5 protein-coding genes are annotated in these 14,337 nt (G+C 55.4%); 4 read left to right on the top strand and 1 reads right to left on the bottom strand.

Features of this window, described 5'->3' with window-relative positions; genetic code table 11:
• The first annotated feature begins 130 nt into the window (after positions 1 to 130).
• The gene (locus BHK98_RS07185; protein ID WP_075712885.1) at positions 131 to 1,117 is read left to right on the top strand and encodes a carbohydrate kinase family protein; all 987 of its coding nucleotides are present in this window, start codon (positions 131 to 133) and stop codon (positions 1,115 to 1,117) included.
• On the top strand, positions 1,114 to 3,327 hold the full coding sequence (locus tag BHK98_RS07180; RefSeq protein ID WP_075712883.1) for an alpha-amylase family protein: 2,214 nt from the start codon (positions 1,114 to 1,116) through the stop codon (positions 3,325 to 3,327). The genes BHK98_RS07185 and BHK98_RS07180 overlap by 4 nt, the downstream gene beginning before the upstream one ends.
• A gap of 659 nt (positions 3,328 to 3,986) precedes the next feature.
• Here the strand turns inward: BHK98_RS07180 and BHK98_RS07175 are convergent.
• Positions 3,987 to 4,823 carry a LytR/AlgR family response regulator transcription factor gene (locus BHK98_RS07175; RefSeq protein WP_075712881.1) on the bottom strand — a complete coding sequence of 279 codons (837 nt, stop codon included), beginning with the start codon at positions 4,821 to 4,823 and terminating at the stop codon, positions 3,987 to 3,989.
• Positions 4,824 to 5,650: 827 nt separating this feature from the next.
• On the opposite strand from BHK98_RS07175, the gene BHK98_RS13530 reads away from it, so the two are divergent.
• Positions 5,651 to 5,815: a hypothetical protein gene (locus BHK98_RS13530; RefSeq protein WP_158024474.1), complete on the top strand. Its 165-nt coding sequence runs from the start codon at positions 5,651 to 5,653 to the stop codon at positions 5,813 to 5,815.
• Positions 5,816 to 5,995: 180 nt separating this feature from the next.
• Complete coding sequence (locus BHK98_RS07165; protein WP_083628121.1) at positions 5,996 to 14,221, top strand: Spy0128 family protein; 8,226 nt, start codon at positions 5,996 to 5,998, stop codon at positions 14,219 to 14,221.
• Positions 14,222 to 14,337 lie beyond the last annotated feature (116 nt).

Genomic DNA, 14,337 nt, shown 5'->3' with positions numbered 1-14,337 from the left:
TCTGTTCCAACTACTGCATAGTGTGCTATAATAAACCAGATACAACGCGCCCGGCCGCCGGAATCCGGCGTGCGGGACAACAGACGGAATGTGCGGCAGACGCTGATCTGGCGATGGAACGGAGTATGTGATGAATTTAGAGAAAGATATTGACGTGACAGCTCTGGGTGAACTGCTCATCGACTTTACAGAATGTGGACCTTCCGGTCAGGGAAATCCGACCTATGAGGCGAATCCGGGCGGTGCGCCCTGCAATGTCCTCTCGATGCTGACCAGGCTGGGTCGGAAGGTCGCTTTTATCGGCAAGGTGGGGGACGATATTTTTGGCCGGCAGCTGACAAAGGCTGTGGTCGAGCAGGGTATCGACATCGGAGGCCTGAGGAAGGATCCGGAGAATCACACCACACTTGCCTTTGTGGAAAAGCTTCCTGACGGTGACCGCGATTTCTCCTTCTACCGGAAGCCCGGCGCGGACATGTCTTTGCTGCCCGAGGAGGTAGACTGCGACCGGATCCGGCGGGCGAGGATTTTTCATTTCGGCACTCTGTCTCTGACGGATGAGCCGGTGCGCAGTGCGACGCGGGAAGCCGTTCGTGCTGCGGAGGAATCCGGCTGCATCAGGTCCTTCGATCCGAATCTCCGGCCGCCTCTCTGGGAGAGTGAGGAGGAGGCCAGACGCCAGACTGCCTACGGTCTGGCTCATTGTGATATCCTGAAAATCGCGGACAATGAGATCCGCTGGTTCACGGGCGAGGAGGATTTCGACGCCGGCCTGGACGTTCTGCAGAGGGACTATCCGGGAATCCGTCTGATCTGCCTGTCCATGGGTCCGGAGGGAAGTCTTGCGTGCTACAAAGGCTTTCGCTTCAGGGTTCCCGCTTTTTTGAACGAAAAAACGATTGAAACCACCGGCGCGGGGGACACCTTCGGCGCCTGCGTACTTGATTTTGTTCTGGAGCATGGGCTGGACGACCTGTCCGTCGGCGACCTGCGGAGCATGCTGGTATTCGCCAACGCGGCCGCGTCCGTCGTGACGACGCGCAGGGGAGCACTCCGGGTGATGCCGACCCGTGAAGAGGTGGAGGAGCTTTGCGGAAACGCTGAGGAAAGAAAATGAGCAGGAAAACAAAGAACACTTCGGAAAAGAATACGTCCGCACGCAGACGAGAATCTGCTGCGGAGCGCCGGGAGCGGATTTTTCGGGAACGCCTTGCTGCCTGTTATGATGAGATGAAGTGGCTCTACTGTGAGCTGTATCACAATGATGAGCAGGCGTTTTCCTATTTCACTGAAATGCTCCGCCGGATGTACGCGGAACGGAGCGCCGCTCTGCACAAATGGGATGAGCAAAGAGAAGGATCGGGCTGGTACAAAAGCGGACGGACGCTCGGGATGTGCCTCTATGTGGACAGCTTTGCCGGGACTCTCGAGGGAGTCCGGGAGCATCTGTCGTATATCGAGGAATGCGGGGTGAATTATCTCCATCTGATGCCGCTTCTGAAAAGTCCGGAGGGAAAGAGCGACGGCGGTTATGCGGTTTCTGACTTTACGGAGGTGGACCCCCGGCTGGGGAGCATGAAGGATCTGGCCCGTCTTACGAGGGACTGCCACAAAAAAGACATCGCTGTCTGTCTTGATTTTGTGATGAATCATACCAGCGATGAGCACGAGTGGGCGAAGAAAGCCAGGGCCGGGGACCCGGACGCCCAGGCGCGCTATTTCTTCTTTGACGGCTGGGACGTCCCCAATCAGTTCGAGCCCTATATTCCGGATGTCTTTCCGACAACGGCTCCGGGGAACTTCACCTGGTGCAGTGAGGCCGGTAAGGTGGTCATGACGATGTTCTATCCCTATCAGTGGGATCTGAACTACGCCAACCCGACAGTGTTCAATGACATGACCGAGGCCATGCTCAATCTTTGTAATCACGGGGTGGACATCGTTCGCCTGGATGCGGTGCCTTATATCTGGAAACGCCGCGGCACTGACTGCCGCAACCAGCCCGAGGTTCACAGCCTGGTACGGCTCCTGCGTCTGGCGGCGGGGGTGGTCTGTCCCGGAACGCTGCTGCTGGGCGAGGTGGTGATGGAGCCCGGTAAGGTGATGCCTTATTTCGGCACAGTCGAAAAGCCGGAGTGTGATATGCTCTATAATGTCACGACGATGGCGACGACCTGGCACACTGTGGCGACAAAGGATGTCCGGCTTCTGGAGCACCAGTTGAGCATCGTATACGGTCTGCCCCGGGAATTCACCTTCCTGAATTATCTTCGCAGCCACGACGATATCGGCTGGGGACTGGACTATGATTTCCTGGCGCAGTTCGGCGCGGAGCAGACGGCTCACAAAAAATTTCTGAACGATTTTCTGACAGGCAGATGGCCGGGCAGTCCCTCCCGCGGCGAGCTTTATAACGACGATCAGCTCCGCGGCGACGCGCGTCTCTGCGGAACGACGGCTTCTCTCTGCGGCATTGAGGCGGCAGAGTATGAGGGTGACAAAGAAAAGCTCGACTGGACGGTTCGCCGCGATATTATGCTGCACGCGTTCCTTCTGACACAAAGCGGTGTCCCCGTATTATACAGCGGCGACGAAATCGGTCAGACCAATGATTATACTTACCATGATGATCCCCTTCGCCGGGACGACTCCCGGTACATCCACCGGGGCCGCTTTCGCTGGGAGGATGCGGCCCTGCGCAGCGACCCCTCCACCCGCGAAGGCCGAATCTTCCTGACTCTCCGGAAACTGATCAGCATCCGTGCGGCTCTTCCAGCCTTCGATTCCGCAGCCGACTGCTGGATTATCAACACCGGCAGCGACCACGTTCTGGGCATCGGCCGCTACCACCGGGGCCAGAAGCTTCTCGCCCTGTTCAACTTCGGCGACGACGACCAGGACATCCGGCTGGACACCGACGGGCCCTGCCTGGATCTGATGCAGGCCCCCGCCGCCATCCTCGAAGCTGTCCTGTCCGGCGCTTCCGAGATCACCGCGACCGGTGCCGCTGCCGGCGTTGCTGAGGCTGCTGCGACCGATGACGCTGCCGGCGTTGCTGAGGCTGTTGCGACTGGTGCCGCTGCCGGCGTAAGCCTGGCCGCTATTATCGATGCCGCGACCGATGCCGCCGCCGGCGTTGCTGAGGCTGCTGCGACCGGTGCCGCTGCCGGCACCGCCACATCCGTCGGAATTTCGACCGCAGATCCTTATGGGACGATGACAGATCCGGATATTATGGAATCGGATTGCGTTGTAAGACCCGGTTGGATTCATATACGGTGTCACGATTTCCGATGGCTGCTCCATAAATATGATTCGGAGGCCTGAGGCGAAATGCGGCCGGCACTCTTCGGATGGATTCTGTATTATTCAGAAAAATCCGGTCGGAAGGTATGCTGTGGTGCTCGCACCGGGAAGGGTAAATGAAGAAATCGTGCCTATAAACCTATCGTGCTGATAGGAGTTGCCACATTTTACAAAAAAACCAAAAATGTGGCAGGCTTTCCGCTCAAAACCCTGGAAAATATACATGTAGTCCAGATTTTATGCTGCCATTTTGTGTAAACGGTAAAAAGACACCGGTTAGACTTGCCTTATATTGAATTATTTACCAAAAATGGAAGAAACTGTAATAAAATCTGCCACAAAACGCAAAAAAAATCAAAAATGTGGCAACGCTGACCACCATCTAACTCGTCATCTGGCGCGGAGAACCAGTTATTGAACATTAAGTTCATTATATTCCGCAGATTCATGTGACTGGACAAAAGATCTAACCCAAATTCGACTTCTATCGTACAGTGCGACCTCCGCTTCGAACCAATTCCGACTGTATACAAACCGAATGCCATTTGAGCAAACTTTCGTGAGGCTATGTCGTGCCGCGGTCGCCCCCTCGCAGCCGGCTCGCCGGCCGGTTGCGTCGTGCCGCGGTCGTCCTCGCCGTCACCGGCTTGCTGCTTCGGCTCGCCGGCCGGCTATGCGCGTTACCGGCTTTGTTTCAGGAATATGTATTCCCGCCAGTGATTAATCAGCTGGGTTCGCTGCCGGACTCTGAGTGGGAAGCTGCAGCCGTCTTTTGTAGTACAAAGGCCGTCCCTCATCGTGGAAACATGGTCGAGATTGACGATGATGCCTTTGTTGATGGAGAGAAAACGCGGGTCACCGTCCAGCAGCCCTGTTAACTGAGACATCGTCATTCGTGTGCGCCAGAAACGCTTCTCGACATCGCGGATGTTCATATAATGGCCGCTGCTCTGGCAGGAGATGAGGGATTTGAGAGGCAGGCAGATTCGCTTCCGGTCGGCGGTGAATTCGAGATATCCGTGCTCGTGGAACAGGTAGCGACAAAGGTCGTCCATCAGCTTCTGAAAGCGCCGGCGGCTCACCGGCTTCAGGAGATAATCGAATGCGTGGAGGGAAAAGGCCGTGTTCAGGTAATCTCGATTTTCAGCTAAGAGTATGATCATTGTGGTGCCCGATGCTTTGCGCAGAGCTGCCGCTGTTTCCAGTCCCTTTGAGTTCTTCACTCTGGTCGCATGCTTTGCCGGTATCACGCTGCCCGCATCAGTCGCATGCTCTGCCGGTATCACGCTGCCTGCATCAGTCGCATGCTTTGCAGGTATCGCGTCGCCCGCATCAGTCGGACCGATATCCAGAAAAACAACATCAAACCGGTCGAAGTCCTCTGACGCCAGAAACGCATCGCCGCTCTCGAACAAAACGCAGTCCACGGTAATCGGCTTATCCGCCGCATACTCTTTTAGGAGCACGACAAAATACTCCCGAACCTTACGTTCTTCGTTAACAATCGCAACTTTCAATCATTTACCTTCGCTTTCTTAGCGTTCAATATCAACTCCTGCCCGACCGTTCGACGAAGCCGAAAAAAGAGTGGTCTAAGCAGGCATACACTGGACATAACATCAACCTTCCTATGTAGTATAGCACCAAAAGTGAGAATTTTCTATATATGCCCGCGAAAAATATTGAAAACTGTTGAAATGAACCTCTCCTACCCCTCGCTGTTCTCACCATTCACCTCGGTCCTCGTCAGTTTCCATGCCGGCTCGCTCATTCCTTCACTGCCCTCGCCGAACCTTCGCCGGCTATCGAGCACCTTCGCTGACCTTCGCAAATCCTCGACGCCCCTCGCCGAACCTTCGCCGGCATGTCTCAATCCTTGCAACCCTCGCCGACATGTCTCGATCCTCGACGCCCCTCGCCAACACCTCGACGGCCCCTCGCCGCTTTCGCTCGGCAACTCTCGCCGACCTCCTCGCCAACACCTCGCCGGCTCCTCACCGCCCGGCTCTCCTGAACTGCCTGAAGAATCGCTGCAAGAGACAGATGCGGCGTTAATAATCAGAGAAAATCGGTAGGAAAATCCGGAAGGGGGAGTAAGAAAAATGGTTGTGACATTTTATTGACGTTGATGACAGAAACGGGCGGAAAACGGGCGGAAAAGGGTGGATTTTGCCGTTGACAGAAAATTTTCTTTAAATTTTTTAAGGAGCGTGAAAACAAGTAAATGCAAGTGTTATGACAGATGCGGCGGGCATCGCGGGGAGCGGGAGTATCGCAAAAGGAAGCATTTTATGATATTATTTCTATAAGACGGCTGACGCTAATAGGGTCGACATCAAGGTGAATGCCTGCGGTTATAATGCGTCCGGTGCACCGATACGGGACGGTCGTAATCAAGGCGAATCCTTGCGAGCCGGGCGCAGCCGGTGTGCTGATACCGGGACGGCTGACGCCGGAACGGAAAACCCAGAAGGCCAATGAAGAATCCGACCTGATGAGCAGAGACTGATTCTTTTATTCTACGCCGGATGGAATTGGGAGAGGCTCGGGGAGCTTGAGACATTAAGGAACTCGGAAGGCTTCGGGAGATTAGAAATCCTGAGAAACTGAGGAACTTGAGAAATTAAGGTCTCTGAGGAGTTAAGAACCTTAAGAAGGTAAGAGACGTTTAATTAAGGGTGAATGATTTATGAAAAGAAAGAATAGTAGAAGTATGCTCCGCAGACTCCTGCTGGTGCTGACCGCGGCGATGGTTGCGGTTTTTGTGTCCGCAGCGATGGGCAGCGCGGCCGCACAGGACGAGCCGGAGCACACGAAGACACTGGTCAACAACCATGACGGAACGTACACGCTGTCACTGGACGTGAAGGGGGCGACGAGAGAGTCGACCACTGATGTTTCAGCGAATGTCATTGTTGTAATGGACATCTCCGGGAGCATGAATGATTATGCGGGGAGCACCACCAGGCTTGCTGCCGGAAAGACGGCGGTGAACAGCCTGGCGAAGGAACTGCTGTCCAAGAACACCTCCGCCAATCCTGATTCTGTGCAGATGGCTCTGGTCACATTCTCGACAACGGCGACGACCAACATCCCCAGAACGACGAGCTACGACGCCTTTTCGAGTGCGGTGAACGGGCTCAGCGCATCCGGCGGAACGAACTGGGAGGATGCGCTGCAGGAGGTGGAGAACATCTCATTCGGAGATAACGATCCGACCTATGTAATCTTCTGTTCAGACGGAAATCCCACCTTCCGCAACACAAGAGGGGATTGGGATTATTGGGACATTGATGACGATTATTATCGCCAATACGGTGTCTACGGCACAGGCAGCGAGAACGCCACAAGTGTGGAACGCTGCTACAATCACGCCAGAGACGACGCCAGAGCCCTTGTGAACAAAGGCAAACGTCTATATACGATCGGCGTGTTCGGAAACGTGGACCGGATGCAGTCGCTGACAAATTACGCCTATACAGGCGACGATAGCGGGATTCCCGACGATACATATTACTATGCGGCGAGTGATTCCGCGGCTCTAAGCAAGGCGCTGAAGGCGATTCTGCAGGAGATTGAGAAGGTGGGCATCGGAAAAGTCACCGTAAAGGACGGAACCACCAGTCAGGTCACTACCAGCTCCGGCGAAATCTGCTCACTGCTGTCCGTGGATGAGAAATCCTTTGTCTACACCATGACAGATACCGACGGAACGGAGCATACGATTCTTCTGAAAGACGGGAAGATCAGCACAATCGACGGCGGAACCCAGAACGTGAAACTGAAAGGCGGAAAGACACTGGAGGTCGGAGCGCCGATGCCGGAGGCTTCCTTCAGGGACGGCGCCGTCACGTGGGATCTTACGCATCTGGGGCTTCTGGAGAACGGCGTAACATACAGGGTCAGTTTCATTTGTTATCCGAGCCAGGATACCAACGACCTGATTACCAGCCTGAAGAACAAATGCACGTACAGCGAGATTCCCTCGACGATGAAAAAGTATTTCAGATCCGGGCTGTCGGATACTGACGTCGTGACCTACGACGATCTGACCTCCGAGGTTCAGAAATACCTCACCTCCGATTACAAGCTGACTACGAATACAGAAGCGACTCTGACCTACGACGATACAGGCACAGAGACCGATGAAACGCAGAATCCGGTGAAATATACCAACCCGGACGGCGTGCCTCTTTCGGTGGACAGCGTTAAAATCACCAAGAAATGGGTGAATGACGTGGATTCCCGCGAGGGAAGCGAGGTACGGCTGAACGTTATCCAGGACGGGAAGACGGAGACGCCCAGCGCCCATGTGACGCTGAACAGCGGCAACAGCTGGTCCGCGTCAACCTACACGGGAGACGGCCTTGCGGTAACGGTCAAAGACGATGCAGGAAAGATTACCGGAATCAAGGTATACAATACCGGACATGATTACGATCTTCAGGAGCCGAAGGCCCTCGGATATTTCTGGGAAATCGACGCGGATACTATTCATCCGATGAGGATCGACGGAAAACTTTATACACTGGCGAAGGTGAGCGCAAGCGATGTTCCCTCTGGAATGGAGGATGACGACACTTACTTCGTTTCCGGGGACGACACCTACTACCGGATCGGTTCCTCCGTCTACAGGGTTCTCTTTGAGGACGAGGAGAATGCCAGCTTCAATATCACAAATTACCGGCAGAGCTCGCTGGAGGTGACAAAGAAGGTGACCTCGGACGCTGACGCTGAGATTCCGGACGCGCAGTTTGAATACACCTTCAGTGCCGTCTGCAAGGACGGAAGAGATTATGTGTTCGGCGTGCGCGACGAGAACGGCAATCTGGTCACCGGTCTGAATCCGACCAATTCGATTCCGGAGGAGAAGGACGGCAAAGAAACCGGGCGCTATCAGGCGGGCAGCGGAGTCACGGTTACCGTGAAAATAAAGGCGGGCTGGACGATCCGTCTGCTGGATCTGCCTGTCGGAAGCACCTATTCTGTGACGGAGTCCGCTCCGGGCGGAAGCTTCCGTCTCGACACACTGAAAAGCTCGGTTACTCAGGCGGAGAATCCGCCGAAGCAGGCGACCGCGGCGAAAACCGACGGAAGGACAGCCAGCGGAACCATCGACTGCGTGGATACGCAGTACAATGTCGAATACACCAACAAATATTTTGTCAGAGAGGTTTCCGTATCGAAATCCTGGAATGACGCGCAGAATCAGGACGGCATCCGGCCTGACAGCGTTCGCGTGAAGCTCTATGCGGACGGCGAGGCGGTGAAGGATGCGGACGGAAAAGACCAGACGATTACCCTTTCCGCAGACAACGGATGGAAATCGAGCTTCAAGGGGCTTCCCCGCTATAACGGCGAGAAGGAAATCCAGTATACGGTAGAGGAAGTAAAGGACAATACAATTACCGGAACCGACGGTCCGAATACATACAAGACCGCCGTGGCCGGAAATATGACCGACGGCTACACTCTAACCAACACGCATACTCCAGAGACGGTGGACATCAGCGGAACCAAGACGTGGAAGGACGATGAGTATCAGGGGAAGACCGGGTACACGCGTCCCGGCAGCATTCAGGTTACGCTCACCGGCACGGCGGGAGATTCCTCTGCGGCGGTGTATACAGACACTAAGAAGGTGACGGCAGACGACGGCTGGAAATACAGCTGGAAGAATCTGGCGAAGTATTCCGACGGAAAAGAGATAAAGTATACTGTCACCGAGACGGCTCTCAGCGGCTTTAATACGGCTTATGACGGTTACAATATCACGAATACTCCGATGAAGAAGGCAGAGATCGACGAGCCGGTCAGCCTGACGCTGTTCAAGAAGGACAGCGCCACAGGCGGCGGACTGAACGGAGCGGTCTTCACACTGACCGATTCCGGACAGGACAGCAGGACCTATACCACCGGCACCGACGGCAGGGTTTCCATCGAATTCACAAAGGCGGGAACCTATACGCTGAAGGAAACGACGGCGCCGGAGGGTTATGAGCCGAATGAGAAATCCTACGAGGTGACCGTAACCAGAAGCGGCGTGGTCAAGGTGGAATTCGACGGGCAGAACAAGGTCTGGAACTGGTTCTACAACCTGCTCTTCAATCCGGAGATTGAAGGGAACACACTGACCGTGGAAAATACGACGACCACGGCCGATGTGAACGTGACCAAGAAGTGGGACGATAACGGCGACAAAAATAAGGTCCGCCCGGACAGTGTGACCATGCAGCTGTATCAGACCGTCGGCGGAAAGACACAGAAGGTCGACGGAAAGACGCTTACCCTGACCGCAAACGACGCCGCGTCAGGAGACAGCAGTGTCTGGAAGGGGACGTTTGAGAAACTCCCGGCCTATGTGGACGGCAATAAGATTGAATATACAGTTAAGGAGCTGAACAGCAGCGGCGCGGCGGTGAACGATGGCGAAAAACCGGACGGCAACTATACCGTGTTCTATTCCGGCGATACGCTGACCGTGACCAACATCTACACCAACGCCAAAGCGAACCTGAAGGTGAAAAAGAACTTCAACGGATGGGACGCGCTTCCAGATGCGGAATTCACGTTCCGGCTGGCTGCGGTGACCGATGGTGCGCCGATGCCGGAGTCCGGTACCGTGAAGGCGACAAAGAACTCGCCCGAGGCTGCGTTCGGCAGCATCACCTACAGCGAGGCGGGAACCTACGAGTATACGCTGACAGAGGTGAAGGGCGACCTGGCGGGCGTGACGTATTCCACGGCGAGTCACAAGGTTCTGGTGACCGTGACGAAGGATAAGGAGACCCATAAGCTCTCCGCCGGCGTCAAGTACGACGAAGAGGATTCTCTGACGGTTACAAATACCTTCCGGCCGGTTATTTTGTCCGGGGACAAGGCGCTCCAGGTGACGAAGAAGGTCGAGGGCAGAGACGCCTCAGAAGCGTTCCAGTTCAGCCTGACGCCCGCAGAGGACAATCCGCAGGGAGCATCCATCGCGAAGGACGGGAATACGGCAGTCACCGGAAGCAGCATCGCGGACGGCTCCAGTGATACTGTGAAGTTCGGTGATGTGACGTTTACAAGGACAGGTACGTATAAATTTGTGGTCAGAGAGACCAATACTGAAGTTCCGCAGGGCTGGACCTACGCGAACGGAGAGAAAGACGCGAAGACTGTCACGGTGACCGTAACAAAGGATGCCGACGGTCAGCTGGCCGCGACGGTGACCGATAACAATCCGGTCTTTACCAACAGATATGAAGCGAAGTCTGTGACACTGGGCGGCGACACCGCGCTGAAGGTGACCAAGAAGGTGACCGGCTGGAACGCGAAGGAGGCCTTCTCCTTCCGGCTGACGCCGGCTGCCGATAACCCGGAGGGCGCCGTCATCGCAGACGGCGGCGATACCGCGACAACAAAGAGCAGCAGCCTCGCAGCGGGAAGCAGTGAGCCCGTCAGCTTCGGCGACGTGACATTCACGAAGGCGGGAACATATGTCTTCAATGTCCGGGAAACCAACGCGGATCCCGCCGCAGCTTCCGGATGGAGCTATGACAAGACCAGTCATCCGATTACCGTTGTCGTCACCGATAACGGCAAAGGACAGCTGGAGGCTTCCACCGTGGCGAACGGGAAGGATACCAACGATCCGACCGTCGTTAACAGTTACTCCGCGAAGCCTGTGACCCTGAGCGGCAGCACTGCGTTGCAGGTGAAAAAGAAGGTTACCGGACGTGATGCTCTGAGCGCGTTCACCTTCAGACTGACACCGTCCGACAACAACCCGGAGGGCGCAGTCATTGCAGACGGAGGCGATACCGCGACAACAAAGAGCAGCAGCCTCGCAGCCGGGAGCAGTGAGCCCGTCCGCTTCGGTGATGTGACCTTCACAAAGGTCGGTATCTATACCTTTACGGTAAAGGAGACTACGACTGCGAGCAAGGGCGGCTGGACCTATGATAATGGGGAAAAAACCATTACGGTTAAAGTAACGGATGACGGAACCGGTACGCTGAAAGCTGAGGTTATCGGCAACAGCCCGACCGTCACTAACCGCTATGAAGCGAAGTCTGTGACACTGGGTGGCGACACCGCGCTGAAGGTGACCAAGAAGGTGACCGGGCATGACTCCACAGAGGATTACGGATTCAGTCTGACGCCTGCGGCGGACAATCCGCAGGGAGGCGCCGCCATAGCGCAGGACGGCGGCACAGCGAAGACCACAGGGACGATTGAGGCCGGAAAGAGCCAGCCCGTCAGCTTCGGCGATGTGACCTTCACAAAGGCCGGAACGTACAGGTTTACAGTGAAGGAGACGAATAAAACTGCTCCGAACGGATGGACCTACGCCAATCAGGACGAGGATGCAAAGACGATTACTGTCACTGTGACAGATGACGGACAGGGACAGCTGCATGCAGAAGCGAATACGGCTCCTGAATTTGTCAACAGCTATAAAGCGGAGCCTGCTGTACTGGAAGGCGATACCGCACTGAAGGTAACCAAGGCGGTAGACGGTCATAAGGCTGTGGAACCGTTCACCTTCCGGCTGTCGCTGAAGAGCGGCGCGGCGGAGAACGTTAAAATAAGTGAAGACACGGTGGTTACCGAAAACGGCATCAAAGCCGGAGACAGCAAGACGCTGCGCTTCGGAAAGGTGACCATCAGCAAGACAGGCAAATACACCTTTGCGGTAAAGGAGACTACGACTCCGAGCAAGGGCGGCTGGACCTATGACAACGGTGAAAAACTCATCAGGGTCACGGTTGAGGATGATCATAACGGACATCTGATCGCACACGTAGACGGAAATAACCCGATTGTGACGAACAGCTTCAAAGCGGCCACCCTCGAGGACGATGCCGCGGTTGTCGGCACCAAGACGCTGTATGGCCGCGACATGCACGAAGGGGAGAAGTACGAGTTTACCATCGAAGGAAGTAACGATTTGACCCGGGCGGCTGTTGACAGCGGAGAAATCACGATTGAGAAGACCAGAACCGCAGTGGCGGGAGGAAAGAACGGGGAACCGACCTCCTTCAGCTTCGGAAAGCTGACCTTCACAGAAGAGGGCGAGTACGAGTTTGCGGTGAAGGAAACCGTCGGACAGTCTGCAGGCGTAACCTATGACAGCAATGTCCAGGTGGTCAGAGTCAAAGTGACGAAGGGCGACGGCGGACAGCTTGTGGCGACAGCTGAGGGAAATAAGCCGGCGTTCAAGAACCACTATACGGCGACGGGCAGCATTACGCCTTCCGGTACAAAGAAACTGCTCAGCAGAAACGGCGCAAGCCTGAGCATGCCGGCCGGAGCCTTCACGTTCGATATCCGGTATGCGGACGGCGACCACGCGAAGGTGCTCAGCGGACAGAACGCGGCGGGGAAGGATGCGGCGATTCAGTTCGGAGCCCTGCAGTATTCCACTGCCGGAGAAAATTCTCTGGAGAAGCTGGTTGATAAGGGCTATGCCAAGAGGTCTGTCGAAAACGGCAGAACCGTGTACAGGATCGATTACAAAGTAACCGAAAATGAACCGGAGAACGCGGCGCTGCAGCCGAACACTCAGACGGAGTCCTTCAGCGTGAAGGTTACGGTGAATCCGTCCGGAAATCAGCTGAGCGTGGAAAGCGACGGTGCGAAGAAGCTGGACTTCACCAACCGTTATGAGGCTAATGATGCGGTGATTAACGTATCGGGTCTGAAGACCATGAGCGGAGACCGGCCGCTGAAGGCAGGCGAATTCACCTTTGTTCTCAAAGGAGAGGACAAAGCGCCGATGCCGAAAAGCACTGAGGTGAAGAACGGAGAAGGCGGAGCTGTGAATTTCGGAGACATCACGTTCACCAAGGACGATCTGGGAGACAGCAGCGAAAAGACCTTCACATACACAGTTATCGAAACCGGAAATCAGCCGGGCGTGATTAACGACGGCCAGAAAACCTTCAAGGTGACCGTTAAGGACGACGGAAAGGGACTTCTGGAGGCGAAAGCCGATCCGGAGGGAACGCTGTTCACCTTTGCGAACCGGTACGAGCCGACACCGGGCGAGTCCTCGGTAACCGATGATATTTCAGTCACAAAGAAACTGGCCGGAAGAGATCTGGCGGAGGGCGAATTCACCTTCCGGATGAAGGATGAGACCGGCAGGGTTGTGGCTATGGCGAAAAACAAGGCGGACGGAAGCGTGGCCTTCCCGAAACTGAAATTCAGTGAGGCGGGAACCTATACCTACACGATTTCCGAGGTCAGGGGCGATCAAGAGCACATGACCTATGACGGCGCTGAGTACAAAGTCACAGCGACTGTGACCGACGCCTTCGACGGAAAGCCGATGAGTGTCAGCTGGAGCTGCGGAGTCGGGGAGAAGATAACCTTCAATAATACGTACACCAAGCCGGTTCCGACGCCGTGCTATCTGGACCCGCCGGTCCGGAAGGTGGTTAAGGGCAACCCGACTAAGGCCGGAGAATTCACCTTTGTTCTGAAAGGAAAGAGCACCACGGCTGAGGCAGACAGTCTGCCGATGTCGAAGGGTTCCTCCGGGCAGACAAAGACGATTACCGTCCGGGGAGCAGGCTCCTACGAGTTTGGAGTTATCCGGTTCACAGAGCCCGGAACCTACGTCTATACGATGACGGAGAAGGACAACCGCGCAGCCGGTTACACCTACGACACATCGGAATACACACTGACCTGCACCGTAACAGAGAGCCGCGACAACAAGCTTTCTGTGAAGGCTGAGGTCACAAAGGACGGGAACAGAGCCGGCGAGGCGAAATTCACGAACCGGTACAAGAGGCCCGGACAAAAGAAGAACGGCCCGGATACTGGCGATTGTTCAGACCTGATGCTGATGATTCTTCTGGGAGCGACCTCCACGGCTGCTCTGGGAGCACTCTGGGTGTACAGGCGTAAAACAGAATGCGATTGATATAGATAAACGAGAGAATAACTGACCGCTGTCACCGCCGTCAAACACTGTCGGCGCCGAACAAAGCCCGACAGCGCTCTGATGAGCGGAGACCGAGTTATTACTCTTCAGCGACA

Source organism: Hornefia porci, assembly GCF_001940235.1.
GTDB lineage: Bacteria > Bacillota > Clostridia > Peptostreptococcales > Anaerovoracaceae > Aminicella > Aminicella porci.
The sequence above is the reverse complement of the archived record's forward strand: the minus strand, read 5'-3'. Positions and strand labels throughout refer to the sequence as shown.